Source organism: Paeniglutamicibacter psychrophenolicus, assembly GCF_030812255.1.
GTDB classification, from domain to species: Bacteria; Actinomycetota; Actinomycetes; order Actinomycetales; family Micrococcaceae; genus Paeniglutamicibacter; species Paeniglutamicibacter psychrophenolicus_A.
In genome coordinates, this window is the sequence record NZ_JAUSSH010000007.1 from 37,140 (window position 1) to 56,656 (window position 19,517).

Sequence of the window (19,517 nt, forward strand, 5' to 3'; positions counted from 1 at the left end):
CTTGCAGATCTCCACGCGGCAGCTGATTTCCGCCGGGTTCGACGACCTGGAGCGGGCCAAGCGTTTCCTGGATGACAGGGAACTGGCGGGCATCGACCATGCAGCGCTGGTGCGCCACTTGGCATACGCCGCCGACCCGGACCAGGCGCTGCTGTCGCTGATCCGCCTGGTTCCGCATGCCCCCGCGGCGCTGGAACTGGCCGTCGACCCGCGCACCGCGCCGGGGTTGCTGCGCTTGCTGGGCGCCTCCGGGGCCATGGCGAACTTCATGATCCGCGAACCCGGGTGCCTGGAAGTCTTCCGGACCCCGGCCCCCGAACGCATGGCGGGCCGTGACGCGATGGAACTGCGTGCCCAGTTGCTGCGCGCGGTGGGTGCCGATCCGGCCTCAGGGATCCCGCCGGTGGCGGGCGTCTCCGGCGAAGAGGGCTACCGCGTGCTGCGCGTGGCCTACCGCAAGGCGCTGCTGTCCCTGGTCCACCGGGACCTGGGCGCCGCCGATGCGCTCGAGGCGATGCCGGAGGTCGGCCGGGAGCTGGCCGACCTTGCTGCCGCCGCCCTCGAAGGTGCCCTGGCCATCAGCCGGGCCGAGGCTTCCGCACGCTTTTCCGTCGAGGACGTCGCCGACGTGCGACTGGCGGTGATCGGCATGGGCAAGTGCGGCGCCCACGAACTGAACTACGTCTCGGACGTCGATGTCATCTACGTCCACTCGTCCGAGCGCCTCGACGAGGAGCTGGCCCACACCGTGGCCAGGGAACTGGCCTCCGGGATCTCCCGGGCCATCGACGCGTCGGGAACCGAACCGGGACTCTGGGAAGTCGATGCCAACCTGCGCCCCGAGGGCAAGGACGGCGCCCTGAGCCGGACGCTGGAATCCCACGCCGCCTACTATGGGCGCTGGGCCGCGTCCTGGGAGTTCCAGGCGCTGCTCAAGGCCCGGGCGATCGCCGGGGATGCCGAGCTGGGCGCCGCCTACGAGGCCATGGTCGCACCGCTGGTGTGGGGGGCCTCGGAACGCGACGGATTCGTCGAGTCCGTGCAGCGGATGCGCCGGAGGGTCACCGCAAACATCAAGCCGGCCGAACTGGCGCACCAGATCAAGCTGGGCCCCGGCGGGCTGCGCGATGTCGAATTCACCGTCCAGCTGCTCCAACTGGTCCACGGCCGGGTCGACGAGACGCTGCGCGTGCGCTCCACCACCGGGGCCATCGCCGCGCTGTCCCTGGCAGGGTACATCGGGCGCGACGACGCCAAGAAATTCGACAGCTCCTACCGATTCCTGCGCGTGCTCGAGCACCGCATCCAGCTGGTGAACCTGCGCCGGACCCACCTGATGCCGCACAAGGAATCGGGCCAGCGCGTGCTGGCCCGGGCGCTGCGCTCCACCCTGGGCGTCGAGCTGTCCACCGCCGCCGCGCTGCTGGAACGCTGGGGCGAGACCAAGAAGCTGGTGCGGCTTCTGCACGAGCGGATCTTCTACCGCCCGCTGCTGTCCAACGCCGCCAACCTCTCCGCGGACGAGGTGCGGCTCTCGCCGGAGGCCGCGCAATCGCGCCTGCGGGCCCTGGGCTATGTGGACCCGAAGGCCGCCATGCGCCACATCGAGGCGCTCACCGGGGGAGTGCGCCGACGCGCCGCGCTGCAACGGCAGCTGCTGCCGGTGCTGCTGGGCTGGATCGCCGAGGGCGTTGACCCGGATGCCGGGCTGCTGGGCTTCCGGCGGCTGAGCGAGTCCTTGGGGGAATCGCACTGGTACCTGGGCATGCTGCGGGACTCCAACGCGGCGGCCGAGCGGTTGTGCAAGATGCTGTCGAACTCCCGCTTCATCACCGACCTACTGGAGGTTTCCCCGGAATCGGCGGCATGGCTGGGGTCCAGCAAGTCGCTGCAGCCACTGGGGTACGAGGCGCTATGGGGCGAGATCTCCTCAAAGCTCAAGCGGAACCTCGGCCCCGACCAGGCGATCCGGCTGATCCGGGTCATCAGGCGCCGCGAGATCCTGCGCATCGCCCTGGCGGATGGCGCCGCGGTCATCGACCAGGACACCGTGGGACGGGCCCTGGCGGACAACGACAGGGCCGCCGTGCGCGGGGCACTGGAGGTGGCCCAGCGCACCGAATATGCCGCGACCCCGCAGCTGGGCGAGTTCCTGGTGATGGCCATGGGCCGGCAGGGCGGGCATGAGATCGGCTACTGCTCGGACGCGGACGTGATGTTCGTGCAGCGCGCCTTCGACGCGGCCGACCAGCAGGGCGCCCAGGAACAGGCGATGCGCATCGCCACGGCCCTCGGCTCGTTGCTGGGCAGGCCCATGGTGCCGGCCATCCAAGCCGAACCCCGGCTGGAAATCGACGCGGCGCTGCGCCCGGAGGGCAAGAGCGGTCCGCTGGTGCGCTCCCTGGCCTCTTATGAGGAGTACTACCGGCGCTGGTCCCAGATCTGGGAACAGCAGGCGCTGCTGCGGGCCACGCCCATGGCGGGGTCAGAGGAATTGGCAGCCGACTTCATGGCCATGATCGATCCGCTGCGCTACGAACAGGTCATGGGCGAGGAACAAATCCGCGAGATCCGCCGGATCAAGGCGCGCGTGGAGGCCGAACGGCTGCCCCGCGGCGCGGAGCCCGAGCGGCACCTGAAGCTGGGCCGCGGCTCCCTCAGCGACGTCGAATGGCTGGTCCAGCTGATGCAGCTGAGCCACGCCAAGGACCATCCGGCACTGCGAACCACCTCCACGCGCCCTGCACTGGCAGCCATCGCCAAGGCAGGGATCATCCCGGCCGAGGACGTGGCGCTGCTGGACCATGCATGGTCCCTGGCGACCAAGATCAGGAGCGCCGGGTTGATTTGCACCGGGCGGGTCAGCGATGTCCTGCCCAATTCCTGGCGTGACATGGAAGCGGTGGCCCGCTGGTGCGGCTATGCACCGGGGGAGGCCTCGGTGATGGAGGATGATTACCTCAAGGCCACCCGGCGGGCACGGCAGGTCTTCGAGCGCTACTTCTATGGGTTTGAGGACTGAATCGCCTGAAGCGAACGTAAGGTGGGTTGGGCCAGGTTTTTGTGGTTGTCATTGAAAGGGCAGGGAAAGAACCATGCACGTTACCAGCGCCGAACTTGATCAACTTGTCACGAAGGAATGGGACAAGGCAACGGCTTCCAACAATGGCCGCAGTGCCATCGCGGTGCTCAAGGATGGGCGCCTGCGCCACACCTTGGTCACGCTGCTGGCCGGGTCCACGCTGAACGACCATGAAAAGCCCGAGGCGGCGACCCTGCAGGTGTTGCGAGGATCCATCGTGGTCAATTGGGAAGGCGAGTCCAAGACGATCGAGCACGGGGGGCTGTTCGTGCTGCCCGATGCCGTGCACAACGTTGTGGCAAACGAGGACTGTGCCTTCCTGCTCACCTCGTTGGCGGGTTGACCTCGGACCGTCGCCTGCCCAGGTCCTGTGTCAATAAACCTTGACGAGCCGACAGCGTCAAGATAGGTTGACGTTGGAAGGCGGGTGTTCAATGACCAAGACAAAGCTTGAGCAGGGCGAAGGCGGAACGATTGACGCCTTGCGCGCGGTGGCCGACCTTCAACGGGACGCCAGGCGCCAGGAATCCGTGCTGGTGCGCCGCGCGCGTGCCGAGGGCTTCTCCTGGGAGGCCATCGCGCTTGTTCTGGGCGTGAGCCGCCAGGCCGTGCACCAGCGTTACGGGAAGAAGTCCTAGCCGATTCCCTACCCATCGCAGAAAGCAAAAAAGTCCGCGCGGGGCCGGAGCTTCACTCTGAAGCAACGGCGTCCACGCGGACTTTTAAGTCGGTGCCGAGGAATCCCGGCACCCTATCTAGCAGCCGTAGTACAGCTCGAACTGGCAAAGGGTAATTGGTAGGGGTTGGATACCGCCGAATTCCGCGTGATTCCGGGCTTTTCGTGGTTGGGCAGGAATGGCGAAAAATGACCGTTTGTAGACCTCTTGCGGACTTCTTGCGGACTGGTGACCTCTTCCCGCCCCGAGAGTATCCAACAGGGAATGGTTCCCGGTCCTTAAGCTCGTGCCCACACTTTCGACTCCTTGCAACAGGGAATCATGGTTCCGCGTTGCCGCTGGCATGATGTGATCATGGGATTCTTTCAAAAACTATTCGGTGGCCGGTCAAGTCGTGATGCTGTTTCTACGGATTCGCATAAGCCTCCGATTGAAAAGCCGGCTCCCGTGATGGTCAACGACATTCCCGCACCACAGGCGAATGTTGGTGTACGCGAACGTTACCGCGATTTGTCGCCAGGCGAAGCTCGCCGGCTTGAACGCCAGGCGCAGATCTATGATCGGGAACGAGAGCGGGCGGCCGCCGCCGGTAAGTCCGTGAAACAGCTACGTGCTGGCCTGCTCGGCACAGAAGACACCAAAGTCGCGCTGGCCGCACTGAAGGCCGCCGGCGAGCCCATGCCAAAATTTCGACTGCGGGGATGCGGCAAGGGGTTAGCTATCGCACTTCCTGACGGCCGCGTTATTGACCCGACAAGCATCTATCTCCGACCCTGGGACGTGTACGGCGCAAAGATCATGGGGACGGGCTATTACAAGGCAGGTAGCGCGCAACGTTCAGACGGGCAACAGCTCAGCTTGAAGCGAGAGCCTAAGAACGAGCACGACCCCAACGCTGTGGCGGTCATGACGCGCTCAGGTTCCGCCAAGATCGGTTATGTGCGCAAAGGCCAGGCCAAGTGGGTGGCTAAAGCAATGGACGCCGACGTGGAGCTGGTCGCCCATACAGTCATGGGCGGTTCACAGGTGTTAATCACCACGCCCGCAACATGGGCCGCGATCAACGGTCGGTAGAAGGTTCCCATGCCTTAGCAGGACAAAGGCTCCCGGACTCTCGGCGGACTTCCCCGAATCGCACACGCTCGCGAGGTTTCCCGTAACCCTCGCGAAAGTCCTAGATCACAGCACGACGACAAAAGGCCCCCCAGGAGCTCATGTGAGCTACTGGGGGGCTTCGTCTTGCAGTCAATAACAGGGTTGGAAGGCGACAGAATCCTAATCTGAATAGCCACCTGCGTTTTACTCGACTGCTGGCGCTGGCAGGTCATCGCAAACAACCCGTTCGCTCGCTGCCATCGTCCGGCACTTACCTTGTTGCAGCCCGCCGGTGACGTTGACGCCAAATCTAAGGGTCAGATCGTGTGGGCGACTTCGCTCCACGGTCGGTCGGGGATTCGGCCTTCCCACCACGGCAGCGAGGCAACGCCGTCCGGCAGATTCTCAGTTGCCCAAGCGGTGCGGGCGGTATTCCATGCCTTCCACTGGTGGTATCCGCAGTCACCCTGCCAGTCTTCAAGCGCAAATTCGAGCACCCAAACCGGAATTTCTGAACCGTCCAGGATGGAAACGAGCGGCTTTACCTTGCGGCGGGCCACTAGACGGCCCTCAATCCGCGGACGCCAACGCGTCGCTGAGGCAACCGCCCGGCCTCTTCGTCTTCTTCGAGGGGCAGGCGCAGCGAGGCAACCAGCTTGGCCAGGGTAATTGCCTGCTGGCGCGACTCCACAAGGGCCGGGTGAGCCTTCACGCCCTGCGGCGTGGTCACCGTGACACCCTCGGCACGGACGATGCTTTCCAGTGCGTCCAGCGCGTCAACAGCGCGGACAACCTGGAGCAACAGGGTCAGTTCGTGCGGGCCCAAATCGTACTCTTCAACGACGCTTTTCCACATCTTTTTGCCTCCCGCGTTCAGGTTCGGAGGCATTCTAGGGGTCTTGCCGGTAGTCATTCTGGTGTCCTTTCATTGGAAACACGGGGATAAGGCCGTAAAAATAGGTCGATTCATCCAGGTCTTCTGGAGACGGAGAGCTAGGCCAGGGGGGAGACTGCAGGGCGGTGGACGAGCCCCTCCCCCCTGGGGTCTGTCTGGCGGTGCGGTTGGCTGGCCCGCGGTGTGGTTTTGGGCGGCTTGCGGGTGTTGCCGTGGGCGCCGGTTCGGCCGCTGGTGTGGGAGTCCGTTAGACGGGCTCCTGTGGTGTTGGTGGTGGTGCTTGGTGTGGCCCAACGTTGTCCGTGTTGGGCCACACTGGATGGCAAGCGCCAGGGTTTGCCATGGCTGTTGCTATCCGTTTGCTATTGCTTTGCCATGGCTTGCCGCTTGGCTAGGTCGGCCGGCTACTGTCCGGCGTTTTCTGCTGCCTGCTGCTGGGCGCGTGCTTCTGCCTGTCGCTGCTGCTCTCGGGTCTGGCTCAATGCGACGGCGCGGGCGCGCACATCGTCGTAGTCGGTGGCCAGGTCTACCGTGATGCCGTTACACAAGGCGTCCCAGACTCCCTTTTTGCGGCCGGTGGTGGTGAGCTCTCCAAGGTCTGCGCCTAGTCGGTCGGCTTCTTCGGCGGTGGCTCGCAGGTAGTGCAAGATGCCGGTTCTTACTCCCGGCTGGCCCGCAAGGTGGAACATCAGCGTGCTCCAGTTCTGCACGATTAGATCCGTTGTGTAGAGCGCGGCCTGTGCGTGGATGCGCACAATGGCGTTCTTGTCGCCGGGGCTGGCAAAGTTGCGATCCCACAGCGGTTCGTCTCCCAGCACCTTGTGGGCGTCGCGCAGCACTTCGGCGGCGGCGTCGAACTTCTCTTTCATCTCGGCAATCAGCGTTTCCCGCTGCGCCTTGATGTGGGCGATGTGGCGCAACGATTCGCTGTAGGCGTGCTTGGTCTGCATGTAGTGGGTGTAGTTGGCGATGTTGTGCCGGGTGACGGCCCGCTGCACGTCTGGATCTTCGGCTGGGTCGTTGCCGGCTTCCAGGCTTTCGAGGATGACCGCGGCCACATCATCGCTGGTGATGCGCTCGGGGATGACCAGGGGCCGGGGCTCGTAGGGCTTGTAGCCTTCAAGGCCTGTGGCGTTGATGGCGTGCTCTGCGGTCTTGGCGAACGTTGCGTTGTTGGCGGTAGACATGTTGGTGTTGCCTTTCGGGTATGAAAAAAGCCGTCACGGGGTTGTGACGGCTTGGGGTTCGGAGTGTTGGTTAGCTGCGCAGGTGCGGGGCCGACATGAGGTTGAGCATGGCGCGCAAGTCGCGGGGCATCCCGGCCGCTGGCGGGGGCGTGGTGCCCTGGCCGTCGATGACCGGGGCGCCAATGTCGCCCATCCATGCGCTGAGTGCTTGGGCGTGCTGGGTGAGTTCTTCGGGCGTGTTCCCGACCAGGGCGGCGGCGGGCACGTTGTGGGCGGCGGCGATGCGTTCCACAACGGTTGCCTTGGCCTGCTGCTGTGCGGTGTCGGCCTCCCATTGCCGGAAGGGGTCTATCTGGGCTGCGGGTGCCGGCGGGTCGGTGGGCTCGGCCGGCGGGGTTGCGGCCGGCTCGGCTTCGAGGGGTGCGCCGGTAAACAGTGCTCGGCTCAGTGCGGCCCAGGGGTTCGGGTCGTTGGTGGTCATCGTGGCATCAGTCCTTTGATGGTTTGGGCGTGTGCGGTCAGTTCGGCTTCATCGGCGCCGCGCAGCACGCCGGCGGGCACTCCGGCAGCGGTGGCTACCTTGTGGATCAGTGCGGCGCGTGCCTGGTTGGAATCAAGCGCGGCGAGCTTGGCGGCGAGTTCGTGCTCTTGGGCTTCGAGTTCGGCAAATTTGCCGTTCAGGGCTTCGAGTTCGTCGCGGGTGTCCTTGGCCTTGGTTTCCCATTCGCGGGCTGCTTTTTTCCAGTCGTGTTCATCAGGCATTGGTGGTTTCTTCCTCTGCTTCGAGCCAGTGGAGCCACCGGCGAAAATGGGCGATGGTCTTGTGTTCGTAGGTGACTCTTAGGCCGGTGCTGTCGGTGTGCACGTCTTCGGCGGTGCCGGGGACGGTAAACGTCCCTTCGGCGGTGATTACTTGGATCATGGCTTGCTTCCTGATTCGGTGGGGGTGGTGCTGCGGCTGGTGTGGAGCGGCGCGGCGATCGCTGGCGTTGGCTCTGCTTCTGGCTCAGCTTCTATTGCGTCGATGATGCGGTTTGCAAAGCGGACGGCGTGGCCCTCGGTGACTGTGGCAAGGAACGGCCCAAAGCGTAGTTGCACGCCGCGCCCTCGGTTGTTGTCTAAGTTGACCGGTCGGGCCCGTAGGCGCTTTCCGATTGCGTAGTCCGGTTCGCCTTTTGGTCGGGTCTTGGGGTTGTTCATTTGGTGCCTTCCTGGCAGTCGTGGTGATTCAGCATGGGGGCTCGTCGGGAAGAACGATGTAGTAGCCGGAGTTCTCGTTCCCGTCCGAACAGTGGGAGACTCGGTGCCCGATGGGCGTTCCCTCGGGGTCAGCCAGGGGCCAGCCGTGGGTGTGAGTCTTGGGGCAGTGCGGACACTTGATTTCGACCGTCCGCACACCGCCCGGCTTGTGGATATGAACGGCGGTGACGGTGGCGTTGGGAATGCTTGGCGTGGGTCGGAACCCTTGGCGGTGGATCATGGTGGAACCTCTCTGTGCTTGTGTAGGCGTACGTAAGATACGTACTAACGTAAGAAGGGCTTGCATCCCTTTGTTTGCGCGGTTTCTTCGTGCGTTTCGGGCTACGCACTCGGTTACGCACAAAGCGCGTGGGCACTAAGTGCGTAACCGAATGCGTAGCCGTTTACGCGCTAAAGTTCCCTGTGTTTATGCGGCAACGGAGGGCTTTCCACGTAAATACGTATCTTGCGTACCCCGCGCATGTTCGCGGGCGTAGAAGACCACCTTGGATCGGCCGTCCGTCTTGACCTCTTGCTGAACAATTGATCCCTGCTGCATGAGGGCCGCAAGGTCGGCGGTGATAAGTGCGGACTTCCGATTTTTCTTGTAGAGGTCTGCATATATCTCGGCTCGGCTCTTGCCCTGGGTGCCGCCCGCCCGGATGAACTGCGCCAACTTGCCATGCTCGGTAGATCCCTTATCAACATGCGATTCGAAGATGTACCTTGCACTGTCCACGCTGTACTGTTCAAATGCCGCCGCGGCCCTCAAATCATCGAGGCTGACAACGTTTCTTTGATCCAGCAATGCGTAGACCATGGCAATTCGCAGCGTGTACGGCGCACGTCGGCTTGTGGCCTTCGTGAGCAGCGTGTCTGGGCGTTCCGCGGTCAACTTGTAGTAGAGCGGTTCCCAGTAGCTCTCCGCCTCTGGCGACAACTTGATGCGGCCTGCCTTGCGGGCCATTGCGACGGATTCAGCGAAGTATTCCGCCGTCCCCTTGATGACCTCCTGTGGGGCGTTGCCGCCGTTTGGGAGACGCTTGGAGCGCCGCGAACACACGAACAGGAATCTGTTCAAGGTGCCGCCGTCCACGTCGCTACCGCTGACAACCTTTTGCAGCTCGCCAGGGCTGATATGCCCCACGATGACGATGTGTGGTGCCGTTGCCGTCATGCTGCGCCGGTTCATCACGGATAAGTCCCGGCCGTCCCACGCTAGGCGGAGAGTCGGGCCCAGCGTCGATCCTTCCCGGTTTGATCGTTTGAAGACCTGGGCTATTTCGTCCTCCATCACGAAGAGGCGCTTGTCCAGAACGCCGGGCTCAAAGTGCTTTTCGTCGGCAGGGTCTCCACTGTCATCCTTCACGGATTCAATGAGACCTTCACCGGACGATAGGCCGGTCTTATGTGCTGGGGGATTCAGCACACTTCCCAGGTACTCTCGGACTACGCGCCATATGACGCTATGGGAAGTGCCTTTAGCTCCAACGGAGGTTGTGCCAACGATCATGGGCCACAACCTCGCATGGTGCGGTGAGTTCGCAATGAGCATGTGCGCCGATTCTTGTTCCGCCCCGACTGCCCATCCGAACGATGCCAGCAGGTCTGCCAGCAACGCGGCGGGATCGGCTTCGGTGGTCGGCTCCAAGCTGCGCACAATTTCACCCGCCGCGCCGTGAAATGCTTCCTCTCTCAAAGTTGGCCATTCACGGTCAACCTGGATCGGTTCGGCCTCGGCTTCATGGGCGCGAACCTGCTCCAACTCCCACTGAAGGGGGTTTTCCGTCATTCGGAGATCTCCTCAAGTTTTCGCGACGCCGTTTCTCTCGGTGCGCTTGTATGTCGATGAAGTCAGCCGTTGACTTCACGAGGGCTTTGTTCACTCCGTAGTTGAGTTCCATAGCCCGGATGATCCGGGCCAGGTGGTCATGGTCGATGCTGCGGGCCAGACCTGTTTCGTAGCCCATTCGGAACAGCTCCCACGCGGTTCTGTCGGTGCGTATGAGCTGTTCGAGGTAAGCGGATTCTGGGTCTGGCCCAGTGGCTAGGGGTTGCTGGGTCAACGGCTGCGCGCTCCTGTCAGAACGGGCCAGTGAATACGCTTGGGAGCGCGCAAACAATGAGTGCTACAAAGACGCAGGTACACCAGAAGACGCCGCGGGCGGTGAGCTGGATTGCGCGCTTCACTTGGTGGCCCGGGTGACGATTCCCCACGCCTCAACCATTGCGGCCGGGGACAGGCCGGTATCAATGGCGGCGCGGCACAACTGGGTCACAGTGGTTGCCTGGGTGGCCAGCTCGGGAGTCTCCCGCAGGTATTCGACCGCCGTCACGCGTGCGGCCTCGTAGGACGCATCACGGCGGCGCTGTAGCTCCGCTTCAAGCTCGGTATCGGTGAATGCCTCGATAGCGGCGGGCGCGGTGAACGGCTCAAGGTCGGTCACGGGGAGAATGCCCGCGGGGTTCTTGCCGCCGGTGGTGTCCCACTCGACTACGGCGGAAACGCCGTTGGTGCTGATGAGGGTTCCGCGCTCGTCCGTGGCGGCGTGGATGACCGTATCGCCGGGGGTGAAGGTATGGTTAGACATATCAATTCCTTTTCTGAGGGTTTGGTTAGGCGGCTTCGGAATACTGTTTGGCGACGGTTCCGGGGCCGTTTTTCTGTTGCAGGACGTTTCGGACCGCCGTTTCGGCTGTCGGGTCCGAATGCCCAAATAGGTGATGCAGCTCGGAAATACCTATGAGCTGTTGCCGCTTGTGCCACTTGAGTGCAAGACGCTGGGCTTTGCCCTTGCTAATCTCGTGCCCGTTGGCCTCGGCGTAATCACGGATCAGCTTTTCGTTGGCTGTCTGGGTGGGGATATTTTCCGGCATGGAAAAGTTTCCTTGTCTCTTCGTCCGTGGCGAACCTCGGAGCGGATGCGGTGCGTTGATCTTAGGAAGCGGCTTTGTCGAACGCTTCGTTGATCCAGGCGTCTACGTCTGCCCGGCGATACATGACGCGCCCGCCGATCTTTGCCGACTTCGGCCCGGTTTCCTTGTGGCGGTAGTACCGCAGCGTGTTCTCCGGGATGCGGGTCATCTCCGCAACCTCGGCCATGGTCATCAGCTGGTGTGTCTCGGTGTTCACGGCTTCCCCTCTTTCATGGTGTGTTTGAGCCTTACAAGATGTAACCATAGATCATGAATTAACGCTGAGTCAACACGACACGTGTTGAGTCCTTACAACACGTGTGAAAGTATTAGGGCATGAAGATACCCACAGATGAAAATTTCGGGGCCATGGTGCGGGAGTACCGCGAGCTTAGAAAATGGTCGATGACCGAGTTTGCAAGCAAATTGCGGGACGCGGGACTCGCAAACTTCCATCCGACAACGATTAGCCGAATGGAGCGAGGCGAGCGCCCCGCAAAAATCGGCGAAGCGGCCGTAATCGCCCAAGTCCTCGGAACCCAATTAGACAACTTGGTTGATACTCCACTAGAGGCTTATTTTGAACTTGAGTTTGAGGGAAAGCAGCTGGAAATGGTCGCCAAGTGGGCGGCTTGGTGGGCCATGAGGGCCGAAGATGACAAGGCAGACATTCTGCGCCTCGCGTCCGATTTGGAGCAGTTGGCCGATGAGGGCAAAGTTCCCGGTGATGAACTCGAAGCGAGCGTGGCATACATTGCGAAATGGCGGGCCCTGGTCGCACAGGATCGCGTGAAATTCTGGCTTGACCATATCCGCGGGCTAAGTGAGGATGAGCGCGAGGAATTTAAGAGAGAGCACGTGAGATAACCGTGGCGTCGATCAAGAAACGACCTAACGGGACGTGGCGGGCGCGCTATCGTGATGAAGCTAACAAGGAACATGCGCGGCACTTCAAGCGGAAGATCGACGCGCAAAACTGGCTAGATGAAGTCACCGCGGCTATTGTAACAGGAACTTACGTTGATCCAAAGAGCGCAAAAACTACCGTCTCGTAATGGTCGCAATCGTGGCTGAAAGGCTACGCGAACAATCGGCCCTCAAGTCTGCGCCAAGCCAAGACGCATATGAAGCGGATCTGTGCGGCGTTCGGTGATCGTCCGCTGAAAGATGTGCGGCCCTCGGAGGTTCGGTCATGGACGGCATCACTAAAGGCTGAGGGGCTGGCAGATTCGACGATCTACGCGCTACATGCCAGGCTTGGGCACCTGTTCTCGGATGCAGTGCATGACGGGATCATTCCCAAGTCCCCGGTGAGCCGTAGAACGTCGCCGCCGGCAGGAAAGCAGCGGGCGTATGTCGCCACGACTGAACAGGTCTGGGCGCTGCATGAGGCCATGCCGGACGGAATGCGCAACGTCGTCTTGCTGGGCGCGTTTGTCGGCCTGCGGGTCGCTGAAATAGCGGCGCTGCGGGTGGGAGACGTGGATTCGCTGCGCGGGTTCGTGAACCCGGCGATCCAGTACCCAAGTGAACCGCTGAAAACGGAAGTGTCTAAGACGCCGGTTCCGATACCGCGGGATCTCGCTTTTGAGCTGAACAAGAATCCGGCGAAGTGGGGGAGTGCAACGTTCGTGACAAGTGAGTTCGGTCGATCGGTCGCACCGTACACCATCGAAGCCCGGTTCAGGACGGCCAGGGCGACCGTGGAGGGCCTGCCGGAAGATTTCCGTATCCACGACCTGAGGCACTACTACGCGTCGCTCCTGATCGCGTCAGGGCTCGATGTGAAGGTTGTCCAGGCGAGGCTACGTCACGCGTCGGCAAAGACAACCTTGGACGTTTACGGGCACTTGTGGCCAGATACAGATGAGTCCGCACGTACCGCCGTGAATAACGTTCTGGCGGCTCGTGCGGACTCTCTGCGGACTAAAGGCGATTTAGCCCCTAGATTTGGCTAGCAGCCGTAGTACAGCTCGAACTCGTACGGGTTCGGGCGCAGCGACAGCGGCTTGATTTCGTATTCGCGCTTGTATTCGATCCAGGTGCGGATCAGGTCCTCGGTGAACACGTCGCCCTCGAGCAGGAAGTCGAAGTCGTTCTCCAGGGCCTCAAGGGCCTCGTCCAGCGAGGCCGGGGCCTTCTGGATGTCCTTGGCTTCCTCGGCGGGCAGCTCGTAGAGGTCCTTGTCGATCGGGTCCGCGGGCTCGATGCGGTTCTTGATGCCGTCCAGGCCGGCCATCAGCTGCGCGGCGAAGGCCAGGTACGGGTTGCACGCGGCATCCGGTGCGCGGAACTCGATGCGCTTGGCCTTCGGGTTCGAGCCGGTGACCGGGATGCGGATGCCTGCGGAGCGGTTGCCCTGCGAGTACACCATGTTGACCGGGGCCTCGTAGCCCTTGACCAGGCGGCGGTAGGAGTTCACGGTCGGGTTGGTGAAGGCGAGCACGGCGGAGGCGTGCTTCAACAGGCCGCCGATGTACCAGCGGGCGGTGTCGGACAGGCCGGCGTAGCCCTTCTCGTCGTAGAACAGCGGGACGCCGTTGGACCACAGCGACTGGTGGCAGTGCATGCCCGAGCCGTTGTCACCGAAGATCGGCTTGGGCATGAAGGTTGCGGACTTGCCCCAGGCATCGGCCACGTTCTTGACGATGTACTTGAACTTCAGGATGTCATCGGCCGAGTGGGTCAGCGTGTTGAACTTGTAGTTGATCTCCGCCTGGCCGGCTGCGCCGACCTCGTGGTGGGAGCGCTCGACCTCAAGGCCGGCAGCTTCAAGTTCCAGGCAGATGGCATCGCGCAGGTCGGCCTGCTTGTCGGTCGGGGAAACCGGGAAGTAACCGCCCTTGAAGGGGGTCTTGTAGCCCTGGTTGCCGCCCTCTTCCTTCTTGCCGGTGTTCCACGGGGCCTCGACGGAGTCGACCTTGTAGAAGGAGCCCTGCGGCTTGGACTCGTACTGCACGTTGTCGAAGATGAAGAACTCGGCCTCGGGTGCAAAGAAGGCGGTGTCGGCGATGCCGGTCGAGGAGAGGTAGGACTCGGCGCGCTCGGCCACGCCGCGCGGATCGCGGTGGTACGGCTCGCCGGTGCGCGGGTTCACGATGGAGAAGTTGAACGCGAGGGTCTTCTCGAGGCGGAACGGATCGATGTAGCCGGAAGTGACATCGGGGATCAGCTGCATGTCGGAGTCGGAGATGCCGGCGAAACCGCGGATCGAGGACGCATCGAACAGCTGTCCGTTGATGAAGAAATCCGCGTCGACGGTGCGTGCCGGGACGTTGAAGTGCTGCTGGATGCCGGGAAGGTCGGTGAAGCGGATGTCAACGAACTTGACGTCTTCTTCGGCAATGTATGCGATGACTTCTTCGGGACTCTTGAACATGGTCAGGGACTCCTGTGTGGGGTTTCTGCTGTGACGACTAGCGTGCCGTGCCGTGAAACGTTTACCAACGTTTTCTTCCTGTGTTATCAACACTAGCCCCCGGCGATTACTCTCCTGTGTCTCGATTGTTTCCGTTACGTTACACGGACGCGGAATCCAGCCAATCATGCGTTAGCTAAATCACATCACCTGTCCCGAGTGTGACGGAGGGTGCTTGGCCGGGTGCGAAAGGCTGGCTTTGGGCGCGGACGCCCGGTGTTTGCCCCGGTAGGCTGGGGGTGTGGAAAGAAAAGATTTTGGCTCGTGGCTCGAGGGCCCGCCGCAGCTAAGCAACCAGGAATGGCCCGGCAAGCGGTTGGGGCGCCCCGAAAAGGGACCCGGATCGGTCGCACGCATCGGCCGGCGTGTCGCGGCGTTGTTGTTGGACTGGGGGATCGCGATGCTCATCTCGTTCTTCTTCTTCAAGTCCGACCCGACCGCCAACCTGATCATCTTCGCGGCCACCCAGATGCTGTTTGTCGGCGTGACCGGGCACTCCATCGGGCACCGTGTCTTTGGCATGCAGGTCCAGGGGTTGGATGGCAGTGCGGTGAAGCCGCTGACCGGCATCGTCCGGACCTTGCTGATCTGCCTGGTGGTTCCGGTTCTGTTCAGCGACTCCGACCAGCGTGGCTACCACGACCGATTGGGCAAGACGATCCTGGTGCGCATCTAGCACTTCGGCCAGGTGCCGAGCCCGGGCCGCGGGCCCGGTGCACCGCACGCAGCTACCGGATTAAGCAAGCAAGGTGGGTGTTGGAACCAACTGGTTCCAACACCCACCTTGCTAGTTAAGGAGTGCTTTGCCTGGTGTTAGCGCATCTGCTTGCGGTTGGGCCGTGCCCGGTTCGGGTCGATGCCCTTCGGGATCGGCAGCTTGGCGCTGCCCAGGGTGCTCAGGCGCTTGTCGACGGCCCCGATCTCCAGCTTGGTGATCGACTTCGGAAGCTTCTTCATCTTCTTGCCGACTTCGGCAAGCGGGGTCTGGCCTTCGTCGTTTCCGGCGTTGATCACGTGGATCGGGACGTTCGGAAGCACGCGGCCCATGCGCTTGCGCTCTGCGTCAACCAGCGTGCGAACACGGGCGTTGGGGCCCTCGGTGACCAGCACGACGCCTGCGCGGCCAATGCCCAGGAACACCAGGTCCTTGGTGCGCGGGTTCACCGCCACCGGCTCGTCCTTCAGGATCCAGCCGCGGCGCAACACGCTCATGGCCGCGCCGGCAGCGCCGGGACGACCCTCGAGCTGCTTGAAGGCGGCCTTCTCGGCTCGACGCGAAAGGATCATGGTCGCAGCCAACAGGGCCAGCGGAAGCGCGATCAGCACCGCCGTGATCCAGTTGTTGATCAGCAGGCCAATGATCAGGCCCACAACAAGGATGCCAAGGGCAGCCAGAAGCATCAGCCAGACGACCATCGGGTCGTTCTTGCGGGTCATCTGGAAGACCTGGCCCAGCTGTTTCAGCCGGCCCGGTTCCTTGTTGGCCTTTTCGGCCTTCGGCTTGCGCGAGAACAGTCCGCGCTTAGGACTTGCAGCCTCGGACGAGGCATTATCGGTGTTTTTGGCCATAGTGATTCAATTCTACGCGATCGGGCACCGGCTAGGAGCCGACCAGCGAGGAAGCTTCCTGGCGGGTGTCGCCGGAGCTGGCGATGTGTTCCAGCGCCTCCGGGATCGGGAGCCCCTTCCTGCGCATGGCCCCCGCCCACAACCGGCCTGCGCGATACGAGGACCGCACCAGCGGGCCGCTCATGACGCCGAGGATGCCCAGCTCTTCGGCCTCCTGCTGCAGCTCCACGAATTCCTGCGGCTTGACCCAGCGCTCGACCGGGTGGTGGCGCTCGGTGGGGCGCAGGTACTGGGTGATGGTCAACAGGTCGCAGCCCGCCGAGACCAGGTCCTTGATGGCCTCGGAGATCTCCTCGCGGGTCTCGCCCATGCCCAGGATCAGGTTCGACTTGGTGATCATGCCGTTGGCGCGGCCCTGCGTAATGACATCCAGGGAACGGTCGTAGCGGAACGCCGGGCGGATGGACTTGAACAGGCGGGGAACCGTCTCGAGGTTGTGTGCATACACCTCGGGGGCGGACGCCGCGATCTCGTCCAGGTATTCGGGCTTGCCTGAGAAGTCGGGGATCAGCAGCTCCACGCCGGTGCCCGGGTTCAGCTGGTGGATGCGGCGCACGGTCTCGGCGTAGAGCCAAGTGCCCTCGTCCGCGAGGTCGTCGCGGGCCACGCCGGTGACGGTGGCGTAGCGCAGGCCCATCTTCTTCACGCTCATGGCAACCTTGAACGGTTCGGCGCGGTCGATGGCCTGGGGCTTGCCGGTGTCGATCTGGCAGAAATCGCAGCGGCGGGTGCATTCGGAGCCGCCGATGAGGAAGGTTGCTTCCTTGTCTTCCCAGCATTCAAAGATGTTCGGGCAGCCTGCCTCTTCGCAGACGGTGTTCAGGCCCTCGGACTTGACCAGCTTCTTCAACCCCACGTACTCGGGGCCGATGTTGATCTTTGCCTTGATCCACTCGGGCTTGCGCTCGACGGGCGTTTCGGAATTTCGCTGCTCGATGCGCAGCAGGCGGCGACCTTCGGGGGCGGCACTCATGGTCGGGCTCCTTCGGGGGTAGTGGCGGTCAACGACACAATCGGGCTGAGCAAGGTTTCAAGTTCTTGCTCGACCCGGTCGAGGACGTCGGCTGGAGTGACGGTGGTTCCAGTTTCTTCGCTGATGCTTGTGACACCGGCGTCGGTGATACCGCAGGGGATGATTTGTGAATAGGGTGCGAGGTCGTTGGAGCAGTTCAACGCGAATCCGTGCATGGTCACGCCATGGTCGACGCGGATTCCGATCGCGGCGAGCTTGCGGTCCTGGCCGCCGTTGGTTCCGGCAACCCAAACGCCGCTGCGACCCTTGATGCGCACGGCGTCGATGCCGTAACCCAACGCTACATTGATCAGGGCTTCTTCGAGGGTCGTGACGTACTCGCGGATTCCCTTCATATCGCGCAAGCGCACGATCGGGTAGCCGACCAACTGCCCCGGGCCGTGCCAGGTGAGCTTGCCGCCGCGATCGACATCGATCACGGGGGTTCCGTCGACCGGCAGGTCTTCCGGCTCGGTACGGCGTCCGGCCGTGTAAACGGCGGCATGTTCCAGGAGAAATACAACGGGGCCCGCCACGCCTTCGGTCACGTCATGGTGAACGCGGCGCTGCATGTCCCACGCGATGCGGTAATCGACCAGCTCGGGGGCATGGCCAATTCGCTCGAATTTGATGGTCATGGCGATAACAGTACGCCGTTCACCGGGAGGCCCCCGAATCGGCTAACCGTTTGTTTCTTGTGGATAACTTATGCACGGATTTTCTCTCCGGCGTAGAAATGAATCATGGAATTCAATGAAGAGCCGTTGGCTTTCCCGCAGATTGAGGGGTACAGCACGCTTCGCCACCTGGACGAGGGCTCGGGCAGCAGCGTATGGCTTGTTGAAGACGACGCGACACATGACGAACTGGCCGTGAAGATCCTCGGCAAGGATGCTCCCGAGAATGCCGCCGCAACCGAAGCGCTGGACCTGGACCACGAGTTCCTCGTGGAAGCGCTCGGGATCCTCCAGACATCCCAGGGCCCCGGGATCCTGATGGAGTATTGCCCGGCCGGTTCCGCGGCCCAGGTCGTGGCGGTGCGTGGCCCGCTGAGCGTGGGGGAGACCATCACCGTGGTCGCCCCGATAGCCGGGGCGTTGGCGTACCTGCATGCGCAGGGCCTGACCCACGGGGACCTGTCGCCGCGCAACATCCTGTTCACGGCCGAGGGCAAGCCAAAGCTGGGGGACTTTGGGACGCACCGCGTGGTGGGCCAGTTGCCGGGGGATCTGGGTACCCAGGGCTTCTGCGCCCCGGAAACCTTCAATGGCACCGAATCCGGCCAACTCGAACCTGCTCGCGATGTGTACGCCTTGGCCGCCTGCACCTGGTACCTCCTGACCGGGCGGCCACCCAATGCGACTGCCAACAGGGTCCCGTTGGGTTCGATGGTTCCGGAGGTCAATGACGAATTCGCGAAGTTGCTCGAGCAGTGCCTTGACCAGGAACCGGTGAAACGACCCAGTGCGGAACAGTTTGGGCAACGGATCTTCGTTGCCGGGGAGCCGCTTCCCGTGGAACTGAGCGAGGCGGTCGAGCCGGGGGCACTCAAGCACATGCTCACCACCCGGCAGGAGCCCGCACCGGCCGGCCTTCTGGGCGGGCGCCGGAACAGGGGGAATCCCACGGCCGCAGACAGGGAACTGCTCAGGGAGCGCAAGGCGCAGATCAAGGCGCAGCAAAAGCCGGTCCCGCGCCGGCTCCGGGCGGCGTTCGGACTTGATGCGGCCGCGTCGCCCGGAGCGGATCCGGGCGACGGGGAATGGCAGTGGGCCCAGGAGCACCGGGTCCACGGCCTGAAGCGCGGGAACCGCAGGGTCGCGGTGGCCGTTGCCGCCGGAGTGCTCTTGGTTGCCGTGGCGGCCGGGGGAGCGGGCCTGCTCAGGGCAAGCGGCGAGCCGGCGGCCGCGGAGCCCGTAGCGACGTCTTCCCCCACAGGCGACCCTGCCCGCCAGGGAAAGGCCGAATCGTCCGGGGAATTGATGCTGGTGGCGGCCGAGCTGGCTGCGCGCCGCGACGAGGGATTGATGAGCCGGAACATGGAGCTACTCGGGGACGTCCATGTTGCCGGCTCGCCGGCGCTGGATGTGGATGGAAGGGTCGTGGCCCGGATGCGTGGGCTCGGCCTGCACCTGGAAGCCCTGGAAACGCGGCTGGGTGATGTCGAGGTGCTGCCGGGGAGCACTCAGGGAGAAGCGGTTCTCGAAGCCGTCAGCGTGCAAGGCGGTTACCGCTACGTCGATGACAAGGGCAAGACCGTGGTGAGCGCCAAGAAGGACGACAGCCAGCGTGTACGCATGGTCTTGCGGTTCACGGAGGGATCGTGGCGGATCTGGGAGGTGACCGCCGCGGGCTGACCCAGCGGGG

Annotated in this window: 23 protein-coding genes; 8 read left to right on the plus strand and 15 right to left on the minus strand. The window is 63.1% G+C overall.

From position 1 onward, the window contains the following. Position 1: 1 nt before the first annotated feature. The 4 genes from J2T21_RS11220 to J2T21_RS11235 all read left to right on the plus strand — a co-directional run bounded on the left by J2T21_RS11220 (position 2) and on the right by J2T21_RS11235 (position 4,833). A complete protein-coding gene (locus tag J2T21_RS11220) occupies positions 2–3,022 on the plus strand; it encodes a bifunctional [glutamine synthetase] adenylyltransferase/[glutamine synthetase]-adenylyl-L-tyrosine phosphorylase (RefSeq protein WP_307581460.1) in 3,021 nt (1,006 codons plus the stop codon). A gap of 73 nt (positions 3,023–3,095) precedes the next feature. Then, complete coding sequence (locus J2T21_RS11225; protein ID WP_307581461.1) at positions 3,096–3,425, plus strand: cupin; 330 nt, start codon at positions 3,096–3,098, stop codon at positions 3,423–3,425. A 91-nt stretch (positions 3,426–3,516) separates the two neighbouring features. Continuing rightward, the gene (locus tag J2T21_RS11230; protein ID WP_307581462.1) at positions 3,517–3,720 is read left to right on the plus strand and encodes an AsnC family protein; all 204 of its coding nucleotides are present in this window, start codon (positions 3,517–3,519) and stop codon (positions 3,718–3,720) included. 393 nt (positions 3,721–4,113) lie between these two features. Further along, complete coding sequence (locus tag J2T21_RS11235) at positions 4,114–4,833, plus strand: HIRAN domain-containing protein (RefSeq protein ID WP_307581463.1); 720 nt, start codon at positions 4,114–4,116, stop codon at positions 4,831–4,833. Between the two features lie 338 nt (positions 4,834–5,171). Here J2T21_RS11235 and J2T21_RS11240 read toward each other — a convergent pair whose 3' ends face one another. From J2T21_RS11240 to J2T21_RS11290, 11 genes are all read right to left on the minus strand, one after another. Next, a complete protein-coding gene (locus J2T21_RS11240; protein ID WP_307581464.1) occupies positions 5,172–5,414 on the minus strand; it encodes a hypothetical protein in 243 nt (80 codons plus the stop codon). Next, on the minus strand, positions 5,414–5,767 hold the full coding sequence (locus tag J2T21_RS11245) for a terminase (protein WP_307581465.1): 354 nt from the start codon (positions 5,765–5,767) through the stop codon (positions 5,414–5,416). The genes J2T21_RS11240 and J2T21_RS11245 overlap by 1 nt, the downstream gene beginning before the upstream one ends. 386 nt (positions 5,768–6,153) lie before the next feature. Continuing rightward, the gene (locus J2T21_RS11250; protein WP_307581466.1) at positions 6,154–6,936 is read right to left on the minus strand and encodes a hypothetical protein; all 783 of its coding nucleotides are present in this window, start codon (positions 6,934–6,936) and stop codon (positions 6,154–6,156) included. A 70-nt stretch (positions 6,937–7,006) separates the two neighbouring features. Next, positions 7,007–7,417, minus strand: coding sequence for a hypothetical protein (locus tag J2T21_RS11255; protein ID WP_307581467.1), 411 nt, complete (start codon positions 7,415–7,417; stop codon positions 7,007–7,009). Continuing rightward, a complete protein-coding gene (locus J2T21_RS11260; RefSeq protein WP_307581468.1) occupies positions 7,414–7,698 on the minus strand; it encodes a hypothetical protein in 285 nt (94 codons plus the stop codon). The genes J2T21_RS11255 and J2T21_RS11260 overlap by 4 nt, the downstream gene beginning before the upstream one ends. Beyond that, positions 7,691–7,858, minus strand: a complete 168-nt coding sequence (locus J2T21_RS11265; protein ID WP_307581469.1) for a hypothetical protein — start codon at positions 7,856–7,858, stop codon at positions 7,691–7,693. Before J2T21_RS11265 ends, J2T21_RS11260 begins: the two co-directional genes overlap by 8 nt. After that, positions 7,855–8,136, minus strand: coding sequence for a hypothetical protein (locus J2T21_RS11270; RefSeq protein ID WP_307581470.1), 282 nt, complete (start codon positions 8,134–8,136; stop codon positions 7,855–7,857). Before J2T21_RS11270 ends, J2T21_RS11265 begins: the two co-directional genes overlap by 4 nt. A 466-nt stretch (positions 8,137–8,602) precedes the next feature. Continuing rightward, positions 8,603–9,967 (minus strand): DUF3987 domain-containing protein, encoded by a 1,365-nt coding sequence (locus tag J2T21_RS11275; protein WP_307581471.1) that lies wholly within the window; start codon positions 9,965–9,967, stop codon positions 8,603–8,605. 394 nt (positions 9,968–10,361) lie between these two features. Beyond that, positions 10,362–10,766, minus strand: a complete 405-nt coding sequence (locus J2T21_RS11280) for a hypothetical protein (protein ID WP_307581472.1) — start codon at positions 10,764–10,766, stop codon at positions 10,362–10,364. A 25-nt stretch (positions 10,767–10,791) separates the two neighbouring features. Next, positions 10,792–11,052 (minus strand): hypothetical protein, encoded by a 261-nt coding sequence (locus tag J2T21_RS11285; RefSeq protein ID WP_307581473.1) that lies wholly within the window; start codon positions 11,050–11,052, stop codon positions 10,792–10,794. Between the two features lie 61 nt (positions 11,053–11,113). Continuing rightward, entirely contained in the window at positions 11,114–11,308 is a 195-nt protein-coding gene (locus J2T21_RS11290; RefSeq protein ID WP_307581474.1) for a helix-turn-helix transcriptional regulator, read from the minus strand. A 119-nt stretch (positions 11,309–11,427) separates the two neighbouring features. On the opposite strand from J2T21_RS11290, the gene J2T21_RS11295 reads away from it, so the two are divergent. Further along, positions 11,428–11,958, plus strand: a complete 531-nt coding sequence (locus tag J2T21_RS11295) for a helix-turn-helix domain-containing protein (protein WP_307581475.1) — start codon at positions 11,428–11,430, stop codon at positions 11,956–11,958. 257 nt (positions 11,959–12,215) lie between these two features. Further along, a complete protein-coding gene (locus tag J2T21_RS11300; RefSeq protein ID WP_307581476.1) occupies positions 12,216–13,049 on the plus strand; it encodes a tyrosine-type recombinase/integrase in 834 nt (277 codons plus the stop codon). Here the strand turns inward: J2T21_RS11300 and glnA are convergent. Next, positions 13,046–14,470 carry a type I glutamate--ammonia ligase gene (gene glnA, locus J2T21_RS11305; protein ID WP_307581477.1) on the minus strand — a complete coding sequence of 475 codons (1,425 nt, stop codon included), beginning with the start codon at positions 14,468–14,470 and terminating at the stop codon, positions 13,046–13,048. The genes J2T21_RS11300 and glnA overlap by 4 nt on opposite strands. 280 nt (positions 14,471–14,750) lie before the next feature. Here glnA and J2T21_RS11310 point away from each other — a divergent pair, with 280 nt between their 5' ends. After that, positions 14,751–15,185, plus strand: a complete 435-nt coding sequence (locus tag J2T21_RS11310) for an RDD family protein (RefSeq protein ID WP_071213486.1) — start codon at positions 14,751–14,753, stop codon at positions 15,183–15,185. A gap of 137 nt (positions 15,186–15,322) precedes the next feature. Here J2T21_RS11310 and J2T21_RS11315 read toward each other — a convergent pair whose 3' ends face one another. The 3 genes from J2T21_RS11315 to lipB are packed head-to-tail and all read right to left on the minus strand — an operon-like array spanning position 15,323 to position 17,788. Then, on the minus strand, positions 15,323–16,078 hold the full coding sequence (locus J2T21_RS11315; RefSeq protein ID WP_307581478.1) for a DUF4191 domain-containing protein: 756 nt from the start codon (positions 16,076–16,078) through the stop codon (positions 15,323–15,325). Positions 16,079–16,109: 31 nt separating this feature from the next. Continuing rightward, positions 16,110–17,111: a lipoyl synthase gene (gene lipA / locus J2T21_RS11320; RefSeq protein WP_307581479.1), complete on the minus strand. Its 1,002-nt coding sequence runs from the start codon at positions 17,109–17,111 to the stop codon at positions 16,110–16,112. Further along, the gene (lipB, locus tag J2T21_RS11325) at positions 17,108–17,788 is read right to left on the minus strand and encodes a lipoyl(octanoyl) transferase LipB (RefSeq protein WP_307581480.1); all 681 of its coding nucleotides are present in this window, start codon (positions 17,786–17,788) and stop codon (positions 17,108–17,110) included. The genes lipA and lipB overlap by 4 nt, the downstream gene beginning before the upstream one ends. A gap of 105 nt (positions 17,789–17,893) precedes the next feature. On the opposite strand from lipB, the gene J2T21_RS11330 reads away from it, so the two are divergent. Continuing rightward, entirely contained in the window at positions 17,894–19,507 is a 1,614-nt protein-coding gene (locus tag J2T21_RS11330) for a serine/threonine protein kinase (protein WP_307581481.1), read from the plus strand. The last annotated feature ends 10 nt before the right edge of the window (positions 19,508–19,517 follow it).